This is a genomic window from Ulvibacter antarcticus, from assembly GCF_003688405.1.
GTDB lineage: Bacteria > Bacteroidota > Bacteroidia > Flavobacteriales > Flavobacteriaceae > Ulvibacter > Ulvibacter antarcticus.
Genome location: NZ_REFC01000011.1, coordinates 798,458 through 820,110, shown reverse-complemented (window position 1 = coordinate 820,110; position 21,653 = coordinate 798,458). Strand labels below are relative to the sequence as shown.

The window sequence follows — 21,653 nt, the reverse complement described above, 5'->3', positions numbered from 1 at the left end:
CGAAAAAACTCAATCCTAAATCTCGATGCTTTGAATATTTGAGACTTTGAGACTTTGAAACTCTGAAACTTTCTAACTTCTCTTAAAATTCTTATCGGCTAGTTCTTTTCGAACACGGCTTAAGCTTTCAGGCGTAATACCTAAATAAGACGCGATCATCCATTGGGGAACCCGAAGCAAGAGATCGGGATATTGTTTTGTAAAGTGTAGATAACGGGTCTCTGCGGTAGCACCCAAAAGCAGATCAATTCGTTTCTGTAAATGCCGAATATGATTGTGTAAAAGCCGTTTATTATGCTGCCTAAAATTCTCACTTATTTCTGAAGCTTTATCGATAAAAGCATCATTCACAAAAACCGCATGCGTATATTCAATCGCTTCAATACTAAAATAGGCCGGATCATTAAAATAAATACTCCCACGATCTCCGGTAAACCAATTCTCCGGTGCAAATTGAATGATATGTTCCTTCCCGGATTCATCTAAGGTAAACGTGCGTAACAAGCCACTTTCCACGAAAATAGAGTCCTTACAAATATCGCCTTCATTGAGTAACTTCTCACCCTTTTTGAAACTTCCAGATTTTAGCAAAGGTTGTAATTCGTCGACCTCAGCTTGAGTGAGGCCAGCTTTTTGGGTGAGGTAGGATGTGAGGTTTTGGTTGGGCATTGATTCTTTAACTTAGAATTTTGATTTTTAAATATATTACCCACTATCAATTTGTCCATTTCTATTTCTGATCAAGCAGGATTAAACTTCTAATGGAGCACTTCAACAAACTCACCCACAATTATCATATCTGAGGCATTCTCTTCCGAAATGATAATATCATTATAGCTTTTATCAGTGGAACTAGGTTTCAGCAATATCAATTGATGACTCCAACCTTCTTCAGTAACGGACTTTTCACTATAATATGTTTTAACAGTAAAAGCGGAGTTAAAGTCAGGATCTTGTTTGTCCAAATTTTCGACAAGTAAAATTTTATCGTTACGCGAACCCAATCTAAAATTATACATTATATTTTTTTAAAAACCCAACTACATTTAATTTATGATATTAGTTATAGGCTGATATTAAATCATAATATTTTCTTTTAGTTAGTAATGCATGATTTCCTCTGATTTTACTTTCTTCTATTGCTTTTTGTAAAATTTGATATTCCTTATTCCTAGGCGTAAAATGTTCTATTTTATAATTATCGTCATTTTCTTTAATAAAAACAACTATTTCAAATGGTTGAAAATGCAATTCGTGTTTTGCTATATCTCTATTGTGATATATTCGATATTCATTTCTAGTACCATTTTCTCTCGCGTATTTATCATTGTGATAAACATATGAGGCTTGTATTATATTATTAGGTTCTAAAGGGTCGTTGAAATCTAATTTTAAAAAATCATTTAAAACATATTTGTCCAACTCTTTAAAGAATGTACCAACAGCTGATTTAGATATATAAAAATAACCACCAGTCATAAGTCTTCCTCTTCTGTAACCTAATTCTTGAGTAGTTAGTCTTTTAATGTATACATCACTAACTATTGATTTCATAGTATTTCACTGTTTATTAAGCCATTAAAATCATAGTCATATTTCAAATTTGATATTCTTGTATTTTCATTCTCTATCAAAAATTGATCTAAATTTTCTTTGTTAATTTTAATGGTTAAAATGTTTTTCAACTCATACGCGAAATGATTGTAATTTTCTGTTTTAGGCACTAAAACATTCACTTTTTCAAGTTTTTCAAAGAAATCATTGAGTAAAAAAGCATCATCACCAATTTCTAAACAAATAGAGTCTATTAATTTTTTTAATGTAATAGAATTCTCAGAATCACTTTTCTTTAGACTTACAGAATAAACATATAGTATAATGTCTTCGGTTTTTAATTGAATTTGTCCGTTTATAGTATGAACATGCCCTATCTCTTTTGAACTAGTTTTAACTTCAATATCAAAAGTATTAAAATTAAAATCTCTCAGCCCACTTTCAGGACCATTCCATGCTTTAATTATTTCTTTGTAACTTTTCTTAGTAGATAAATTTTTAATTAAAAGCAGCTCTCCAATTAATCCTTTAACATCAGATTCATTTAAGTCAACATTACTATCTTTTTCAAAGAAATAATACCACTTATTGATTGTAAACTTTATAGCTTTTACTATATCATTGTTTTGTTTGAAATGGTTAATTATTTGTTCAGCTATTTGAATAAATTCTTTTTTAAAATCTTCATGAGTGCATATTATATCAATAAATGAATCTTTACCAAAATCAATTAAATCTAAAGTAGAGTGTTTTACTTTTATACCTTTTCTGTTTTCAATAATAGTTTCTTGTGATTTTATAATAAAATGAAGTTGCTTTGAGTAATCATAATATATATAAGTTTTTAAACCCTCTATTGGTATTTCTAAAGCTTCTATTTTATCTTCTTTTAAAGATGTATAACTTAATTTGGAAATATAGTTTTCTATCATTTATTCAAATATTTGTTGATAATAATCAATTTCACCATTAGCAATGGTTGTTTTAGGAAAAGCAACTGTAAAGCCTATAGGATTAAAATTTAATTTTTCAGACATATAATTCTCGTCAGATTCATTAAAAGCATCGGAATGTCTTTTGTCTAAGAAATATAATATTAAAGTTAATTTATCATTGTCATTGGCTATTTTAATATCAGCAGTATCCGAAATAACACCTATGTTAACAATGTTTTCTTGTATATGTTCTTTTCCTTTACTTTTACGTAAGTTACGTTTTACTGGATTGATAGTTAAATCTCCTAATTGAGTTGGTTCAGTTTCTTCTTTTAATTGCTTAATTCCAGAAATGAGAATGTCAAAATTTTTAATTTCTCCACTTTTAATGCGCTGTTCGATATATTTTGTAATATCGTTTAATTCAAAGGAATTATAAGAAGCGTACTTATATGTTTTTATGAAATTTAATAAGTCTTCAATTTCTGAATTCTTTGCAATATACTTGTAATCGAAATTATCTGTATTATCAATTGAATCTTGATATTTTTCAACCAGCTTTTTGCCAAGTTGATAATTATGATTTAAAACACTTAAATCTCTATTAAAATATATGGTCTGTATTGTTTGCTGTGAATAAGATTTAGTTAAAGATGAATTACCCATTTTAGCAGTAGGTTGCATTCTCATGTGAGCTCTAACCTTTGGGGCAAAATCAATTGGAGTTAAGCCTTCTTCAATATACCTTCTCACTTCATTTCGTAAGTCATCCTCTACTGCCATTACATATTCAAAATGTCTAGCAATTCTTTCTGTTGTGTAAATACGTAATAGGTCTTCATAACCTTTACGAAATCCAAACCATCTTCCCATTTGAAGAAGAGTGTCATAGTTTAAGGTGTCGCGTAAATAATATGTAATAGTTAAACCTTCTATCGTTACACCTCTTGACATAATGTTTCCACCAATGCAAATCAAATATTTTAATTCTTCATTGAGGTAATCAAGTTTATCTTCCCTGCTATTTATAACTTTGATATTAGTGGTTTTGTCACCATTCTTTTGTTTTAAATAATTTAGGATAGTATCATAATTATTTTTAAAATCAACATATTCATAATTAGGAACATCGCTTACTATACCTTGTAATCGACCAATACTTTGTGTTTTTACTTTAAAAGCAGAGAATTTATCAAAAGTATTTAAATCACACTCTAGACTAGATATATATTCTCTAACCTTAGAATAAACAGTATTATGATAAATGTTTCTATGATCTGTATGAATCATCATTCCACAAAATTTATCATTGCCTCTATATTTTCTAATAATTGAGGAGAAAATAAAAGAATCAATAGCATTACTTAAATTACATGTAATTTCTTGATCTTCATCATTTATAATTTCTTTCTCATTAGCTTCAAGAAGTTCTATTAGCGCAAGTTCATTTTCTTTATTTTTAATTCCAAAAAAGCGACTACTTCCAAAGTACTCTTCGGGCTCAGGTAATGTATAAATAAAATCTTTTGGATAAAGATCTGGTAAGCCTAAATAATCATTTGCTGGATTTATAAAAACGTTCGCAAAAGGAGTGGCAGTGTAACCCACATAAACTGATTTAGGGAAAAGGCTTGTTAGTTTTCTAATAGCATGGTTAATAACTGTTGGGTCAGAATCTTCATCTGAACTATCTATACTTGCTTGATCGGCCTCGTCATCAATTATAAGGACAGGTACAGATTGGATAGTGTTAGCATCATATGCTCTTACAATCCAATTGATTAAATTACCTAATATTGATTGAAACTGATTAGTGCCATTTCTTGCTAGTTTTTTTATAACCGCTATTGTTACATCAGATGTGGTATCGAAATGATCTGAAAAATTTGAAATAGGTGCAGAAAAGTCACCATTATCATTTTTTACTCTTTTATCAGGTAATTGTGTTAATGGATGAAATTTCTCTTCACCTCTTAACCATTGAATAGTTTCTAAATTAGGAATTGCAGCACTGTTTCTCCCAACTAATTCTTTATCTAATCTAAATTGGGTTTGCATTCTTAATGTGTCTGTCATTCCTGCTAATACTATAACAAATCGATAACCTATCGAAGCAGCTTTAGATATTAAATGTGTGAAATTTGCTGTTTTACCAGATTGCACATGTCCAATAACAAGCCCTTTTTTATCAAAAATATTATGTTCGTCAGGTTTTGGAAATTTTTTTATGATTTGATCTGTTTCATAATCTAAAGATTCAACTACATCAATATTATCTTTAAAGACATTATCTTTTAAGTAGTTTTTATGCCTTAGGTAATAGTGCCAATTTTCTTTATCTAATTCAATTTCTTCACTATCATTATATATTCCTGCGCCTTTTATATAAACATGTGTGCCACTTGTAAAACCAAACTGTTTTTTCGTATGATTGATAAGTTCTTCTTTTATTAAAGAGTTCAACTCAAAAATTTGTCCTGCTATTGATATTTGGACAGGTAAGTCTTTTATAAAACTTTCAATAATATTTTCAGTTAAATCAGCACCATATAAATCAAGTTCAGGCCTTACTTTTACTTTAAATATTTTAATTATATTTTCTCGATCCATATTGTTTATTTGTAATAATGCTAATTTATTTGTGTTGAACCTTTAAAAGTAAAATATTGGTAAAGAGTTATTTAGTGGTTTCAATTTTAAAATTATAAATTGTTTCAACAACAGTATGAAGTTGGCCAATTAATTTATTTTTAGCCTCTAGAAAAACATCTTCTAGCTTTCCGATTACCTCAAACTCCAAACCTTTGCTATGAATAATATCTACCTTAAAAGGGAAAATTCTTATCAATTTCCCATCAGAAAGCGCATCACTTATTTCATAAATTGGAAGTTCTTTATTTTTATCTTCACTTGGAAGACTAGGATAGATTAAACCAATGTTTGATACACCACTAGCTATTGCATAGGAAACCATTTGATAAATATCTGATTGAGATATATTATATATAGGGTCTAATTCATCGTCATCTATATTTGAGTTGTAGATTTTCTTGTATTTTGTGTCAAAAATTAGATAGTCATTAGTAGCAAGTTTTAATACAATGTCACTGAGCATTTTAAATCTATTTTTGTCCGGTAATTGCTTTGCAAGATATGATCTACCAGGTCTACTTCTACTGACTCTTTTTATCTGATCGCCTTGGTTATTTTTAAGTATACTAAAGATGAAGTTTTCAAATAGTTTTTCAGAAGGAATCAATAAAGCAAAAACACTATAGTCATCTTTCCACTTATATACAGAAAGAGACGAAAGAAATAATTTGCAATTATCTAATATTGTTTTAAACTCAGTATAAATGGGATTTAATATAACCTGATCGCAATCTTCAATAGTAACGGTTTTATATTCTACTTCATCCAAAATAAACAGTAACTCTTCAAGATTTCTTTTTGTTATTTTATTCTTTGTGAAATCTTTGAGTAAACGAGCAACATATTTTACTATCTGATTGAATTTATTATTATATTGAAAAGAATCATACACACAAGGAATAATATGGTGATTTCCTCTTGCATAATTATTGACATACTGATTAAAATCGGTATAGCCTTTTACTGTTTGAAGATCTTCTTCAACCGTTTCATAGTAGTTGTAAGAATTACTTGAAAAAACATCAAGAGTATATTCAGAAAATAGATAAACCATAACCTCTAATAAATTAGATTCGAGAGCTTCTAAACTATTTTCAACAGTAGAATAATTTTGTTTTTCGCTTCCAGTAAGCCACCATAAAATATGAGTAAAAATCCCGTTTATTTCTATTTCATTTAGGTTCTTATTCTCATTATGAAATATTTTGGGTAGCAGGTTAATGATATATTCATCTTCTTTTCCTCTGAAATGAATAGTGCCAATCCAATTTCTTGGTACAATTTCATTTTTTCTAAAATCGATAAAACGTTGTTTCTTAGATTTAGAAAGGTAATACAGATTTTCTGAAGGTATAAATTTATTTCTCTCTAACCATATATGATCAAGAACTTTTTCTAGCTCATCTGAGAACTTCTTTTTTTTAGGTAAATCTTTTAACTCTTCTGATTTCTTCCAAGAGTATTTTACAAATTCAAAAAGATTTATGGTTTTAGACATTATTATAATTTGTATTCTAGTAAACCAAATGTATCCCAAGTATCATTATCTGTAGGTTTACCTAGATCTTTCATTATTTTTTTAACCTTGTCAAGATCATTTCTATAATATTCTGTCAATAATGGTATGATATTTTGATTAATAACTTCTGCTAAAGAATTGTCTTTCATAAAATAAGCATGCCCAATTTGAAAATCGACACCTTTGTCTTTCCTTAAACGAGTATTTAATACTGTCATAAAACCAGCTTTTTCTGTTTTAACAGCAGCATCCCCTTTCCCAAATTCTTTAATAATTTCCGGTTTAGGATACATTGCTTCAAATTGAAACCTTCGTCTTAATGCAATATCAACTAGAGCGATAGATTTGTCTGCAGTATTCATTGTGCCAATAACATATAAGTTTGGAGGAACACCAAAAACTTCTCCCGACGGAAGAGTTGCTGTTAACTCATTTTCTCCATCAATTCTTTTGTCTTCTTCAAGAAGGGTGATTAATTCTCCAAAGACTTTTGAAATGTTTGCTCTGTTTATTTCGTCTAGTATTATTACAAAATTGATATTATCTTCTATTTTATCTTTAACGATTAAAGACTTTTTATATATCTTACCAACTAAAGATTCAACTTCCCCATATGTTTTATCTTTTAATTCTTTATAAATATCATCATAAGGCCATAAATCAGAATTATCTAAAGTATCGCTACTGCCATTATTAGGTTTCCAACCTTTACGATCTTCAGACATAAGGAAATCAAATTTATCTCTGTGGTTTTTTACAGAGTTTGTATTCAAATTAAATTTATCTGCAATTTTTGAAAATACTTTTCCAGGGCTTTTGTCTCCAAAAAATAAGTTGGCTTTTTTATCGGTCTTAGTATTAAATTTTGATAAAAAGAAACATATTTTTAAAACATCTTTATTGTCAATATCAACCTCGCTTACTTCTCCTTCGTTTTCATAAAGTTCTTTTGACTTTTTTACAACATTTTTGAATACACCATCTTTAGGTTCAAAGAATAATGATCCTGATTTGTTAGTCTTAGGTTTCAAGCCTTGGACAAAGTCTTCGTAACTATACGAAGGATGCATGGTAACAAAAAATATTCTTTTGTTTAAAAGGCTTTTGAATTTTTCTCTGTTTTCAATTATACGATTAGTAATATCAGAATCAAGTGAGTGCTGATTTAAAATTTCTAATGATTTTTGAATAGTTGAATACGTTTTTCCTGTTCCAGGAGGGCCAAATAATATTTGATTTAAGGAATATTTTTTTGCTTCAATCATTATATTGTTATTTGTGCCTAAAAGGGAATTTAGCTCTATGTATTTTTTGTTACTAGGTGTAATTATATTTAAGTTATAGACATTATTTCTTTTATTGAATACCACAAGATCTCCTTCTTCATAACTTGGCCTATTAGATTTACCTGTAGCTTTATTCTTAAAATAAATAATTCTAAAGTCACTTCCTCCATTATTTTGGAGCTGAGCTTTAGACTCTGTATTATTATAGATTAGATTAATTTCTTCTTTAGTCCCATTTTTTGGACTTTCAGTAAAAAACTTATCAAAAGCTTCTTTAAAAATAAAAAAGCTTTTTTCTTTATCCTGTTTCTGAATTCTTTTTAAATATATCATATGTTCTTATTGCACAGTCCATTGTAAAGCCATGGCTTCTGCCATTCCTTTAAATGTTTTACTTCTTAAGGTTCTTCTTTCTGCAGAAGATTTTGCATTAGTTAAAGCATCCGAATACCATTTAGGTAAACTTTTACCACTACTTAAAACTACTCGTTCACCTTTACCTACAATATCCGTAGCTTCTAATAATGGTAAGTTTTTTAGCCAGAGACAAGTAGACTTAGAAGCTTCGTCTCCAAACATCCAAGGATGGACAGTTTGATTTGGTTTTCGATACCTTGTACTAATTATTCCTACCGGATTCTCAACAGCAATTTTCTCTATTGGTGCTTCACATAATCTAATGAAAAATTCTACAGCTTCCTCTCTATGCTCAGCTCTGTCAGGAAATCTTGGATGAGGTCTTCTCTCAGATGTTGGCATACCGCTATCATCTGGGTGATAATACCATCTTGCACCACTAACTGCTAAGAATGTACATGGTGGGTGTGCAATCATTAATTCCCAATCTAAACCATCATTTACTAAGCTTCCATTTTGAAGAGTACCTCCATTTTCTTCTATTACTTGAAAAACGTCATAGTTGAAATGCCATTCAGGATGCCCACCACTACAAGGTAATAAATCGCAACTATAGGCATCATGACCCAAAGCTCTTAATTCTTTTGTAATAGCTTGACTTTCTTCACAAGCAACTAATATTTTCATAAACTAATATTCTTAAAATAATCATTAATACCTATTGCTATCGATTTTGCCATAAGAGGAGGAACAGCATTTCCTATCATTTTGTAACAATAACCTTTACTTCCAACAAACTCAAAATCCATTGGAAATGATTGAAGTAATCCTGCTTCTCTTATAGTTATTGATCTAGCTTGTTCAGAATCTGGATGAATAAACATTAAACCATCTTTATAAAGATGAGCTACAACAGTTGGAGATGGCTTATCCCATTCTAAATTACGATACTTAGCGTGTTTTGATTCTTTATTTAATAATCTATTATAAAACTCTATTTTCTCATTTAAAGTTTTTTTATTCATTTCATTCTCAACCCATTCTTTAAAAACCCTTACATCTCTCTCATTACTGTGTCTAGGTTCATGTTGCATAATTTCAACATCATTTTCATTTAGTTTGTGCGAAACATTTTTACCTTTAACTTTAGTTACTTTTTTTAATGGGCTAATTGTAGGCAAATTAAAAAGTGCATCTTTTACGTTTTTTTTATTTTCTGATTTTTGTACATCAATTTTTTTATACAATTCATTAAGCTCATAATTTCTATCTTTTTTTATTCCTACTATTATTAATCTTCTCCTTTTTTGAGGAACTTGAAAATCATCAGCAACGTAAACTCTATTTTTTAAATTTTTTGGAGTTGTAATTTCATATCCAATTTCATTAAAAGCTTTATATACTCTTTCTGTTACCTTAATACCACCAGGTTCAGCGCTGAGCATTCCAGGAACATTTTCAAAAACAAAAGCTTTAGGCTGAAATTCTTTTACAACTTCAACAAAACTTTCAAATAAATAATTTCTATAATCATCTTTCATTGAGTTTTTGTCTTGAGCTCTTCCTGCAATTGAATATGCTTGACAAGGTGGGCCACCAATAATAAAATCAACTTTCTTATTACCAATAATTCCTTTTAAACCTTTATTGATTACACTATTATGATTCGTTTTTTGATAGAGACTCTTTGTGTCTATATTCCATGAGCCGTTTAAAAGTTCATTGGTCTTTTGAATATCAAAATGGATAACGTGTTTTAATGCTTCATCTTCAGTGTGTTTCCATTTTGTTTCAAGTCTTTTTCTTAATGTATTTACCATGGGTAGTTCCCATTCTACATGCGCTAATCCTTTAAACTTATTTGAGGATAAGAATCCTTCACTCAAACCACCACAGCCAGCAAATAAATCAATAAAAGTAAACTTCTTATTACTCATTCCTAAATTTTCTATTTTTATAAGATTGTAAAAATACTAACAAAAGTATTAAATTATTGCCTTAATAATCCTCTATCCAACCGCCTCCAATACATAATTTAATATCCTAATTATTAATGTTTTAACTTAAAAATTTCAGTTTAGCTTTTAACCATTTTGAATAAACATAAAAATTAAGTTTAAATAAATTTTATCCTCTTTTATTACGACCGAAACATTGCTTAGTTTCGACAACTAATCTAAACCCAAAACCTCCCCTTTTACGTTAGGGATTGAAGCAATTGTTTGAGCTCTTATTGCGACGATAGGAACAAAAAAGCGAGTGCGAAAAGCCCGACCCGCTCCGAGCGGGGAACGCCCAAATTCTCAGTATTATACGTTAATAACGTTTTTTAATTCAACCTATAACTAATCTCTTCCTTATCCAATATTTCCAACAGTTCATTCGAGATCATCACTTTCTGCTTCCTGCTTGGCATATTGAGTTTCAATTTGTCTTCCAATTGGTAGATCACAAAATGTAAGTGTTTATCACCTTTATGAGTGGTGAACAAATCCTTTAGCATATCGATCTTTTCATCTTTTAACTCTTCCAAAGGCATTTGGATGGTGAGTTTGCGTGCCTGAGTATCCATCACATCGTGCAATAACTGCATGCTGTTGTATTGTAATCTAGGCTCTCCTTTTTTACCGGTATCGCGGTTGGTCCAACCTTCTTTCACAAAAACTCTGGCGTGTATAAAGGAGTTAGGTACCAAAAAGTGACGCAACTTTAAATACTCCTCCCCGAAAATTTTAAACTCATAACTATCGTCGTAATCTTCCACCGTGAAAATCGCCCAGCCTTTCCCGGCCTTTGATTCCCGGTGCTGGACATCACTTACAATTCCTCCGAAACACAATTCGCGATTCACATATTTCTCCAGCTCGTTAAAATCTGAAACTTTGGCGTTGGTAAAACTCTTCATTTCGGTTTTAAAATCATCCAACGGATGACCGGAAATGTAAACGCCTACCACTTCCTTTTCGAGTTTCAGCTTTTTCATCGTGCCCCATTCTTCACATGGTGGCACTTCCGGTTCGGGAATCTGTACTTCACTAGCATCGCCAAACAAACTTACCTGTGATGAATTTTGTGTCTCCTGATACTTATTGGCATATTTCAGCACTTTCTCTAAAAACATCACTCCATCACCGTCGTCGTGTAAATACTGTCCGCGATGAGTATCGAAACTGTCGAAACCGCCGGCTAATGCTAAGTTTTCAAATGCTTTTTTGTTAGCAGAACGCAGGTCAATTCTTTTTGAAAGATCAAAAATAGATTTGTATTTTCCATCTTTTCGATGTTCTACAATAGTAGCCACGGCGTTTCCACCTACTCCTTTAATGGCACCCATTCCGAAGCGCACTTTGCCCTGATCGTTTACCGTAAACTTATAAAAGGATTCGTTCACATCCGGACCAAGAACGTCCATGCCCATCCGTTTGCATTCATCCATAAAGAAAGTCACCTGCTTAATATCACTCATATTATTTGAAAGCACTGCCGCCATATATTCGGCCGGGTAATGCGCCTTTAAATAGGCAGTCTGATAAGCAATCCAGGCGTAACAGGTAGAGTGGGATTTATTAAAGGCATAACTCGCAAACGCTTCCCAATCCTTCCAGATTTTTTCTAATTTTTCGGCATCATGCCCTTTTTCGACTGCTTGTTCAATAAACTGAGGCTTCATCTTATCGAGAACCGCCTTTTGTTTCTTACCCATGGCTTTCCGAAGTACATCGGCTTCACCTTTGGTAAATCCTGCCAGACTCTGTGACAAGAGCATTACTTGCTCCTGATACACTGTAATTCCATATGTCTCCTTAAGGTAACCTTCCATCGCCGGAAGATCATATTCTATCTTTTCCTCTCCGTTTTTTCTTCGGATGAAACTCGGGATATATTCCAACGGACCGGGACGATACAAGGCGTTCATTGCAATTAAATCAGCAAAAACCGTTGGTTTCAGCTCTTTCATATACTTCTGCATCCCGGCAGATTCGTACTGAAAGATCCCTACCGTCTCTCCTCTTTGGAACAATTCGTATGTTTTTTCATCGTCCAACGGAAATTCATCCGGATCCAGATCAATATCGTGTTTGTGCTTTACAAGTTTAACCGTGTCTTTAATTAAAGTCAGCGTTTTCAATCCCAGGAAATCCATTTTCAGCAATCCGGCACTCTCCACAACAGAGTTATCGAATTGGGTGACGTATAAATCACTATCCTTGGCGGTTGCAACCGGTACGAAATCGGTGATATCACTTGGCGTGATAATTACCCCACAGGCGTGAATCCCAGTATTACGAACCGAACCTTCTAATATTTTCGCCTGATTAATAGTTTCAGCTTCCAGATCGCTTCCTTCGGAAAGATTTAAGAGCTCATTTACCTTGGGTAGTTCATCACTTCTAAATTTCTTCCGAAGCTCTTGATCGCTCATTCCGAAGATCTTATTCAACTTCGTCATATTCGGAATCAGCTTCGAAATCCGATCGGCATCTCCCAATGGTAGATCCAGTACTCTGGCAGTATCACGAATAGCAGATTTGGCTGCCATGGTACCATAAGTGATTATTTGTGCCACCTGATTCGAGCCGTATTTTTGGATCACATAATCCATCACCTTAGATCGACCTTCATCATCAAAATCGATATCGATATCGGGCATACTCACACGATCCGGATTTAAGAAACGCTCAAAAAGCAGATCGTACTTAATTGGGTCGATATTCGTAATCCACAAACAATAGGCAACCACAGAACCGGCTGCCGATCCACGTCCGGGACCTACCGAAACATCCATGTTGCGCGCTTCTCTAATAAAATCTTCCGTAATCAGGAAATACCCGGGATAACCGGTTTTCTCAATAACACTTAATTCAAATTTTATGCGTTCTTCTATTTCCGGAGTGAGGTCTCCATATCGTTTTTTGGCGCCCAAAAAGGTAAGATGCTTCAGATAGTCATTTTCCCCTCTTTTTCCTCCATCGGCTACATCTTCAGAATCTAAAAACTCTTCAGGAATGTCGAATTTTGGTAACAATACATCTCGAGCAAGGGTATAAGACTCTATCTTTTCTATCACTTCAGAAATATTGCTTATGGCTTCCGGAAGGTCTTTAAAAATCTCCTTCATCTCCTCCTGAGACTTAAAATAATACTCCTGATTTGGCAAACCATAACGGTAGCCACGACCCCGACCTATAGGCGTTGCCTGCTTTTCGCCATCTTTTACACATAACAAAATATCATGCGCATTGGCATTCTCCTTATCGACATAATAGGTGTTATTACAAGCGACCAACTTCACCTGATGCTTGTTGGCGAAATCGATCAATACCGAGTTCACTCTATCCTCATCTTCCTGATCATGACGTAAAATTTCCAGATAAAAATCATCTTTAAACTCTTCCTTCCACCAAAGCAGTGCTTCCTCGGCCTGATTCTCGCCAATATTTAAAATTTTACTGGACACTTCACCATACATTCCACCAGAAAGTACAATAATGTCTTCCTTATATTTTTTTATGACCTCTCTATCGATTCGCGGCACATAATAAAACCCTTCGGTATAAGCGATCGAAGCCATTTTAGCGAGGTTGTGATAGCCTTTTTTAGTTTTTGCAAGCAAGACAATCTGATAGCCATTGTCTTTTTGAGATTTATTAAGATGATCCTCACAAACAAAGTATTCGCAACCTACAATTCCCTTTAAGCTTTTGTGTTGTTCTTCTTCGGAAAGCCCCGCGTTGTAGGTATTTACAGCTCGCACGAAGTGAAAGGCCCCCATCATGTTTCCGCTATCTGTCAAGGCTACAGCAGGCATATCGTTGGCAACAGCTGCATTCACGAGATCCTGAGTGCTTATGGTTGACTGAAGAATAGAAAATTGAGAATGATTGTGAAGATGTGAAAAAGGAGTCTCTTCAAGAGTTGCAATGTTTTCTTTTATCTCTTCGGAAGAGATTTCGATGGTTTCGACCGAGGCTTCAATTTCCTTTCGGATCTTTTCTGAAGCTTTCTTGAGATTGATATGTTTTAAACCAATAAGTTCGATTGGTTTTGGATTGGCTTCGGAAAAATTTTCGAAATAATCCGGCTGTACGTCCAATTCTTCAATAGTAAATATCTGTCTTCTAATAAGCTCGAAAAAACAACGGGTCGTTGCTTCTACATCGGCTGTTGCATTATGGGCTTCAGAAAAAGGTATTTTAAACAAAAATTCATGGAGCTCGGTCAGGGTAGGAAGCTTGAATTTTCCTCCTCGTCCGCCGGGCAATTGACAAAGCTGAGCAGTAGTTTCGGTACAAGTATCCAAAAGCGGTAGTTCGGGAAGTGGGTTCTCCATCCCGAGGCGATGATACTCGGCACCCATGATGTTAAGATCGAAGCCTACGTTCTGCCCGACGACAAATTTCGTTTTGGAAAGCGCCTCGTTAAACTTCTCCATCATCTCCGCTAAGGAAATTCCCTGCTGTTCGGCCAACTCGGTTGAAATACCGTGAATCTTCTCGGCATCGAAGGGAATGTTGAATCCGTCGGGCTTTACCAGATAATCCTGATTCTCGATCACATTTCCCATCGCATCGTGTAATTGCCACGCAATCTGAATACAGCGAGGCCAATTATCACTGTCGGTTAAGGGAGCGTTCCAGTTCCGTGGGAGACCGGTGGTTTCGGTATCAAAAATTAAGTACATCTGATAATTTGTTTAAACTAAAAAGTAGTTGCGGAATTTCTAAATAAGCTGAAATACCCATTAAATGCCTTCCTCTCGCCGCCAAAAGCGGATCGTCGGAGGCAGAAAGTAAAAATAAAAAAGATGAGGGTTTTTAGCGTGTAAAGTTGTGAAGAGTTGTTCACATAAATACAAATTCTGATAGGTAAAAATTGTTCTCGATCCTTCCATCTCAAAAGTGAATAAATTAAAAGGTAAAAAACATCAAATAAAAAAAGACCAGAAATTAATCCGGTCTCTCTTTTTCATAGCATTTTGTAATTGTTTCAAGAATTAGGAAACCATAACTTCAAAGTTCTTAACGCTCTGTAATGCGGTTTCTATTCCCGTACGTTGTTTGGAAAGGATGCTTTTAGTTGTTGGAGGCAGCGTAGTATCGTTAATAATTTCATTATACTCTTCCACAGCTGCTAATTCACCTTTTTGAACTTCTTTTAAAATTGCTTCTTCATCGTTAGACGTAAAGGTCGATTTTATGCTCATCCAAACTCTGTGGGCATCGGCCGTTATACTTGTTCCTTTTTCAGGAGTCTCACCGAAGTTCGTAATTTCGGTCTTTAACTCATGCCCAAATTTGTTTCTGTATTGGGCCTGATTTTCAAAAAATTGTTTCAATTTGGAATTGTCAACTATTTCAGCTGCTCTTTTATACCCTTTTTCGGCATCGTAATTTTTCTCAAGTAATTCATTTAATCTTTTTGACATTTTTTCTGTATACTTCATCATCTTTTCTATTTAATTATGCAGAATGTAGTTTTAAAAAACCGACTGGAACCTTCTGCTCTTTCCTCTTTCGATCAATCTTAAACTACAGTAAATACTAGTGTTTACAAAGTTTTTAACTGAAGCTTAGCACTATTTAACAAAGTTTAACCCTTATTCGGCTTTAGATTGAATATCACCTGAATAATGAAGTGAATTGAACGATATCCAATAAAAAACTCCCAATATAAGATTGGGAGTTTTTAAGATTTACACTGGTGTTTAAATTTTTAATCCTTAATTGGATCCACATATTTAAATGGAACTTTATAGAAAAATCCGTTATGCACGACAACAGTATCTAAACCTGGTCGAATTGCGGTAAAATTAAATTCGCCAATAATTTCTTGACGGTGATCAGATCGCGCGGTAATTGTGATTTCACCAGAACTTCCTTCGCTATCTGTTGTGTAAAAAGTTCCCTCAGTATCTGTAAAAGTTGCATAACTTTTGGCACCCGGTCCTAGTTTATAAGTTTTCTGACCACGCCATTCCGTAAATAATACAATGCCTTGATTATCTGTTAAGCCTGAAATAGTGAGTGATAAATCATCAGAATCCATGGTGGCAGATGCAGAAAATGCTTTGAAAAAATCTGATTTAACATTAGCTTGTAGGGCTGGGGAATTGGTTTCGGTGTTTTCACATGACATCAATAAAATTGAGGCACAGAATAGGACTAGTAACTTTTTCATAATATATATAGTATAAGTAGGTGAAACAAACCTACACTATATATCGACAAAAAGCAAATTAATTCGACAAAACGCAACAATTCGAATGAACTTGCTTTAAATTTTAATAGAAATTATACCAAGTACTTACTCATAGAAAACATTAAACTGCCCCAGAGAAATAGATTTTGTTGCAGTTTGAAATGAAAAGGTACCTTTAACTTTATTTGAAGCTGGAAGATGTTCGAATACTATGATATTTCCGGAAACTGCAGTTTCTGTTCCATCTCCGTCTTCATATGAAGCAAAATAACCATTGTGAGGTAAACTTATATTTCCTGCAGCCACATCCAAGGGCAGTCTAATTACAATCTCCCTGTTTGTAGTGCTTCCTTTAATCACAATCGCATTACTAACTCTTTCAGCAGAGACACTAAACGGGTTGAACGGATTGTCATTAATATACGAAACAAAAGTTCCTGCATTTGTATTTGGCTCATCATCATCATCAATTTCCAATTCAGGCACACGGATTGGAGCTTCAAAGAAGACACCACTATTTACAGCTATTGTGTCGACTCCCTCAATTATAGCAACAAAATTAAACGTCCCGCTTACAATACGAGCTGCCGGATCATAACTTGAAATTGTTACTTTTCCTTCACCATTCGGATTTGTATAATAGGTATCGCCATTAAAATTTTCGAACGATGCAAAATTAGGAGAAGTTCCTCCAAGTTGATATTCGCCAACCTGAAGTGTAGCAATCTTTAAAGTAAGGGTTTCATGCTGTGTGATACCTTGTATAACATAGGTACCATCCTCATTTTCCTTTGCCTGGGCATCTAATGATCTAAATAATTCATTATCAAGTTGCGCTTGTAAAGCAGGGTCGTAAACTTGAGTATTTTCACAACCTACAATTACTATGGAAATTATAAAAACAAAAAACAGGCGTTTCATAATATATTTATTCTTAGGGAGTTTTAGCAAATGTAAAAGAAAAAGTTTAATCTGTTGAGCTTCAAATAAAAAATATAGTATCTTTGCACGCTAAATTATAATCGAGGTCGAGCACCTCAAAAATTAATTATATGCCTGTAAAAATTAGATTACAAAGACACGGTAAAAAAGGAAAACCTTTTTACTGGATCGTAGCGGCCGATGCCCGTTCAAAAAGAGATGGTAAATACCTTGACAAATTAGGTATCTACAATCCAACTGTAAACCCTGCACAGATCGAACTTGACGTGGACGGAGCAGTAAAATGGCTTCAAAACGGAGCGCAACCAACAGACACTGTAAGAGCAATCCTTTCTTATAAAGGAGCGATGATGAAAAATCATTTAGCTGGTGGTGTTCGTAAAGGTGCATTAACCGAAGAACAAGCTGAAGAAAAATTCAATGCTTGGGTAGAAGAAAAAGCAAAAACTGTTGATTCTAAGAAATCAAAACTTTCTGATGTTAAAGAAAAAGAGAAAGCTGAAGCATTGGCTGCTGAAAAAGCAGTAAATGAAAAGCGTGCTGCAGATGCTGCCGCTGCTCTTGCTCCTGAAGTAGAAGAAACTCCTGCCGAAGAAGGTGAGGCTGTTGAAGCAACAGAAGCAACAACTGAAGAAGCTCCGGCTGCAGAAGGTTCTCCAATTGAACAAGCTGCTGAAGAAGCTAAAGAAGAAACTAAAGAGTAATTTTTTAAGCGATGCAAAAGGAGAATTGCTTCTACTTAGGCAAAATCGTAAAAAAATACAGCTTTAAGGGGGAGTTGCTCGTAAAATTAGATACGGACGAACCCAAACTATTTACCAAAATGGAATCAGTTTTTGTGGAACAACACAACATTCTGGTTCCATTTTTTATTGTACAAAGTTCACTTCATAAATCGCTACTATTACGTATCAAATTTGAAGATGTTTCTAGCGAAGCAGAAGCAGATGTACTCTTGGGTGCAGCCCTCTATTTGCCCCTTACTTTTTTACCTAAACTTACCGGAAATCGTTTCTACTATCATGAGATTATCGGATTTACAGTTGAAGATAAAAGTTTTGGCGAGGTAGGTATAATTACTGGTGTAAACGACGCTACCTCTCAAGCACTATTCGAAATAGACAGAGCTGGTAAGCAAATCCTAATTCCCGTTATCGATACTTTTATTAAAAATGTTGATCGCGATGTGAAAAAAATCTCTTTGGATGTTCCCGACGGTTTGATCGAACTGTACCTTTAATATGTCTCTTCCTTTTCAATTTAAAGAATTCACAATAGAACAAGACCGCTGTGCCATGAAAATTGGTACCGACAGCGTTTTACTTGGTGCCTGGATTTCTTTGGAAAACAATCCTTCAAAAATACTAGATATAGGCGCCGGGACAGGTATATTAGCTTTACAAATGGCACAACGCAGCTTTGCAGAAACCATAGATGCCGTCGAAATAGATAATGATGCTTTCGAACAATGCACCGAAAATTTTGAAAACTCACCCTGGGGAGATCGTTTGTATTGTTATCATGCCTCCGCTCAGGAATTTGCTACAGATATAGACGAAACCTATGATTTGATTATTTCGAACCCTCCTTTCTATTCGGAAGATTTTAAAACTGAAAGTGAGGCTCGAGATATGGCAAGATTTACAGATTCGCTGCCTTTTGAACACCTAATTGGTTGTGTACACGCATTGCTTTCTAAAGAAGGAGAATTCGCTTTGATACTTCCTAGGAAAGAAGAAGAACACTTTATTTCGTTAGCTTCGGAAGCGGGATTATACCCAAACCGAATCTGTCGTGTTCGTGGCACTGCTACTTCCGAAGAAAAAAGAAGTCTTATATGCTTTTCCTTCCGAAGTACAACAACAGAAATCTCATCCCTAACTATCGAAATCGAGCGGCATAAGTATACTGAAGACTACAAAAATTTTGTGAAAGATTTTTATCTGAAAATGTGATCATAAACTTCGAAGCATTGGTCGGGTTAAACAAGTTGGGCCACCACCCCCTTTTACACTAATTTCTTCGCCTTTATAGGCAAATACCGAACATCCAGCATCCAAAAGTCTTTGTTGCGTTTTAGGATTTCCAGCAACCATCATACATTTTCGAGGAGAAATTGCCAATACATTACATCCCATAGAATCGAATTCGTCTTCAGGGACTTCAACTAGTTTAAACCCTCGTTTTAAAAGTTCATTTCTAAATTTTATGGGCATTAATGGAGAATATACAACTGCCAAATCTTTATCTACCGGACTCAAAATAGACATTAAATGAAATACGTCCGACTCACCCCTAAAATGAGGCAATTCTGCAACGATGACCTCTATGCCTTTTGGTTCCAGCATATTTTTTAATTGGGAAATACCTTCTTCATTCGTTCTATAGGTATGCCCTACTGCAAGAGTATTCTGATCCAACCAGGCTACATCACCACCTTCTAGAGTACCTGGCGATCTGATTTCACCTAAAATAGGAATGTTTTTACTTTTATAAATTGCTTTTTGAACTTCGGGCTCACCTTTTCTCCCTGCCTTTCCCATATTGCAAAGTATCATTCCGAAGTCTGTGGCGATTGACGCATCCCGACAATAGATTGAATCGATAGTTAGCATTGCATCAGCTGGGAAATGATGTATCTGAATATCCTCTTTTAAAAATTTCGCTTCAAAGATGTTGTATTCATCTATTGCTGAATTGAATTTGGGCTGTTCTAAATAATTCAATTCCTCCCATTGAGCATGGAGGGTGGCTTCCGAAAAAAACGCATTCTTAGCAGGTTTAATAAAAAGTGAATGAAGTTTTAAATATTCGGAATGATGCGTTGTTTTCATAAGTCTTTTCTATTGTTCCATTTCATTAATACGTAAAACGGGATGCCCAAAAGCAATAATAAGAAGCCGTAAAACACTGCCTCATTACCAGACCCATAAATGGCCCACATGGAATATACAAATCCAAGACCTGAAAGCACAAATACTGATACAGGCGAGCCAACATAGAGCTTTTTGTTAATGACAACCATCGCATATGAAGCGGCAGTAAACAAATATGGCACAAGACAAGTGAGGGTTGTGAGCAATACTATAAACTCAAATTGTTCTACTAAACCTTCTGTATAATTCATTAACATTAGTACGGACGACAAAAAGCTACCGATAACCAATCCGGCAATCGGAACCCCATTTTTATTTTCTTTCTTAAAAATTCTAGGAAATAATTTGTCCGTCGCCGATGCCATTGGAATTTGCCCCATCATTAAAATCCATCCATTTAAAGCTCCAATTGCCGCGATTGCCGCACCTCCTGCAACAAAATACCCTGCATATTCACCTCCTATTATTTTCGCTGCTTCTGCGAAAGGTGCAGGAGATGTACTCAGTTTTTCTATTGGTAACATGCCAAATAAAACCACCGTTCCCAAAATATAAATCAAGGTCGAAATAGTTGTTCCCAGCATTGTAGCTTTCGGGATTGTTTTTTCTGGATCCTTTACATTGGCCGCAGGTACTGTCGCACATTCTAATCCTAAAAAAGCGAATAAAGTTAAAGCACCAACTGTTGAAAAAGCATCAAAATCTCCTAGATTGGATGTATTGAATTCAGGAAAATTATCAAGACTAAAAAAGAATCCACCGAACAAAATAACAAATAGTAACGGCACTACTTTTAATATAGTCGTTACTACTTGAAATTTCCCAGAAGTTTTTACTCCTTCTGAGTTAATCCAGGTAAAAAACCAAATAAATGCCAATCCTATTACGACCGCCAATATTGAATTTGTCTCCAGAATTGGAAAGAAAATTGTCAATGCGCTAACAATTGCAACTGCAATTGCAGCATTAACAACCCAGCAAGAAATCCAATAACCCCAAGCAACCAAAAAGCCAATAAAATCACCAAATCCCGCTCTGGAATAAACATAAGGACCGCCGCTTTTACTTCTAAGAATTTTACTGAAATTGCTAAATATTTTCGCTAGAATGAGGGCGCCTGCAGCAGTAAAGAACCAACCCAACAAACTAATGCTTCCATAGGATGCGAGCGCAGCAGGTAGCACAAATATACCAGAGCCAATCATATTACCAACGACTAAGGAGGTCGCTGTAATGAGACCAATTTTTTTAGGTTTCGAGCCTTCAGTCATGAATTATCCATCTGATTAACTTTATATTACTTAAATTTATTGAGACCTAAATGTACAATTAA

General features: G+C 34.1%; 18 protein-coding genes. 3 read left to right on the top strand and 15 right to left on the bottom strand.

From position 1 onward, the window contains the following. Positions 1–72 precede the first annotated feature (72 nt). From BXY75_RS03920 to BXY75_RS03860, 13 genes are all read right to left on the bottom strand, one after another. Positions 73–669: a Crp/Fnr family transcriptional regulator gene (locus BXY75_RS03920; protein WP_121906382.1), complete on the bottom strand. Its 597-nt coding sequence runs from the start codon at positions 667–669 to the stop codon at positions 73–75. A gap of 89 nt (positions 670–758) precedes the next feature. Then, a complete protein-coding gene (locus BXY75_RS03915) occupies positions 759–1,019 on the bottom strand; it encodes a hypothetical protein (RefSeq protein ID WP_121906381.1) in 261 nt (86 codons plus the stop codon). A 40-nt stretch (positions 1,020–1,059) separates the two neighbouring features. Further along, complete coding sequence (locus BXY75_RS03910; RefSeq protein ID WP_121906380.1) at positions 1,060–1,554, bottom strand: DNA binding protein; 495 nt, start codon at positions 1,552–1,554, stop codon at positions 1,060–1,062. Next, positions 1,551–2,486, bottom strand: a complete 936-nt coding sequence (locus BXY75_RS03905; RefSeq protein WP_121906379.1) for a PD-(D/E)XK motif protein — start codon at positions 2,484–2,486, stop codon at positions 1,551–1,553. Before BXY75_RS03905 ends, BXY75_RS03910 begins: the two co-directional genes overlap by 4 nt. Beyond that, positions 2,487–5,099, bottom strand: coding sequence for a Z1 domain-containing protein (locus tag BXY75_RS03900; RefSeq protein WP_121906378.1), 2,613 nt, complete (start codon positions 5,097–5,099; stop codon positions 2,487–2,489). It lies immediately after the preceding gene. 67 nt (positions 5,100–5,166) lie between these two features. Continuing rightward, positions 5,167–6,639, bottom strand: a complete 1,473-nt coding sequence (locus BXY75_RS03895) for an McrC family protein (RefSeq protein ID WP_121906377.1) — start codon at positions 6,637–6,639, stop codon at positions 5,167–5,169. Positions 6,640–6,641: 2 nt separating this feature from the next. Beyond that, positions 6,642–8,279 (bottom strand): McrB family protein, encoded by a 1,638-nt coding sequence (locus tag BXY75_RS03890; protein ID WP_121906376.1) that lies wholly within the window; start codon positions 8,277–8,279, stop codon positions 6,642–6,644. Between the two features lie 6 nt (positions 8,280–8,285). Further along, a complete protein-coding gene (locus tag BXY75_RS03885; protein WP_121906375.1) occupies positions 8,286–8,990 on the bottom strand; it encodes a hypothetical protein in 705 nt (234 codons plus the stop codon). Next, entirely contained in the window at positions 8,987–10,240 is a 1,254-nt protein-coding gene (locus tag BXY75_RS03880) for a DNA cytosine methyltransferase (RefSeq protein ID WP_121906374.1), read from the bottom strand. The genes BXY75_RS03885 and BXY75_RS03880 overlap by 4 nt, the downstream gene beginning before the upstream one ends. Positions 10,241–10,632: 392 nt before the next feature. Next, positions 10,633–14,985 carry a DNA polymerase III subunit alpha gene (gene dnaE / locus BXY75_RS03875; protein WP_121906373.1) on the bottom strand — a complete coding sequence of 1,451 codons (4,353 nt, stop codon included), beginning with the start codon at positions 14,983–14,985 and terminating at the stop codon, positions 10,633–10,635. 312 nt (positions 14,986–15,297) lie between these two features. After that, complete coding sequence (locus tag BXY75_RS03870) at positions 15,298–15,750, bottom strand: ferritin-like domain-containing protein (protein WP_317125239.1); 453 nt, start codon at positions 15,748–15,750, stop codon at positions 15,298–15,300. A 266-nt stretch (positions 15,751–16,016) separates the two neighbouring features. Continuing rightward, on the bottom strand, positions 16,017–16,481 hold the full coding sequence (locus tag BXY75_RS03865; protein ID WP_147437220.1) for a DUF6252 family protein: 465 nt from the start codon (positions 16,479–16,481) through the stop codon (positions 16,017–16,019). 126 nt (positions 16,482–16,607) lie between these two features. Continuing rightward, positions 16,608–17,423: a DUF6252 family protein gene (locus tag BXY75_RS03860; RefSeq protein ID WP_121906371.1), complete on the bottom strand. Its 816-nt coding sequence runs from the start codon at positions 17,421–17,423 to the stop codon at positions 16,608–16,610. Between the two features lie 131 nt (positions 17,424–17,554). Between BXY75_RS03860 and BXY75_RS03855 the strand changes: the two genes are divergently transcribed. The 3 genes from BXY75_RS03855 to BXY75_RS03845 are packed head-to-tail and all read left to right on the top strand — an operon-like array spanning position 17,555 to position 19,399. Continuing rightward, positions 17,555–18,148, top strand: coding sequence for a 30S ribosomal protein S16 (locus tag BXY75_RS03855; RefSeq protein WP_121906370.1), 594 nt, complete (start codon positions 17,555–17,557; stop codon positions 18,146–18,148). 11 nt (positions 18,149–18,159) lie between these two features. After that, the gene (rimM, locus tag BXY75_RS03850) at positions 18,160–18,684 is read left to right on the top strand and encodes a ribosome maturation factor RimM (RefSeq protein WP_121906369.1); all 525 of its coding nucleotides are present in this window, start codon (positions 18,160–18,162) and stop codon (positions 18,682–18,684) included. 1 nt (position 18,685) lies between these two features. Then, positions 18,686–19,399: a tRNA1(Val) (adenine(37)-N6)-methyltransferase gene (locus BXY75_RS03845; protein WP_121906368.1), complete on the top strand. Its 714-nt coding sequence runs from the start codon at positions 18,686–18,688 to the stop codon at positions 19,397–19,399. Here BXY75_RS03845 and BXY75_RS03840 read toward each other — a convergent pair whose 3' ends face one another. Together BXY75_RS03840 and BXY75_RS03835 are read right to left on the bottom strand one after the other, a co-directional pair. Continuing rightward, a complete protein-coding gene (locus tag BXY75_RS03840; RefSeq protein WP_121906367.1) occupies positions 19,400–20,278 on the bottom strand; it encodes a dimethylarginine dimethylaminohydrolase family protein in 879 nt (292 codons plus the stop codon). Next, positions 20,275–21,591, bottom strand: a complete 1,317-nt coding sequence (locus BXY75_RS03835; RefSeq protein ID WP_121906366.1) for an amino acid permease — start codon at positions 21,589–21,591, stop codon at positions 20,275–20,277. Before BXY75_RS03835 ends, BXY75_RS03840 begins: the two co-directional genes overlap by 4 nt. Between the last annotated feature and the right edge of the window lie 62 nt (positions 21,592–21,653).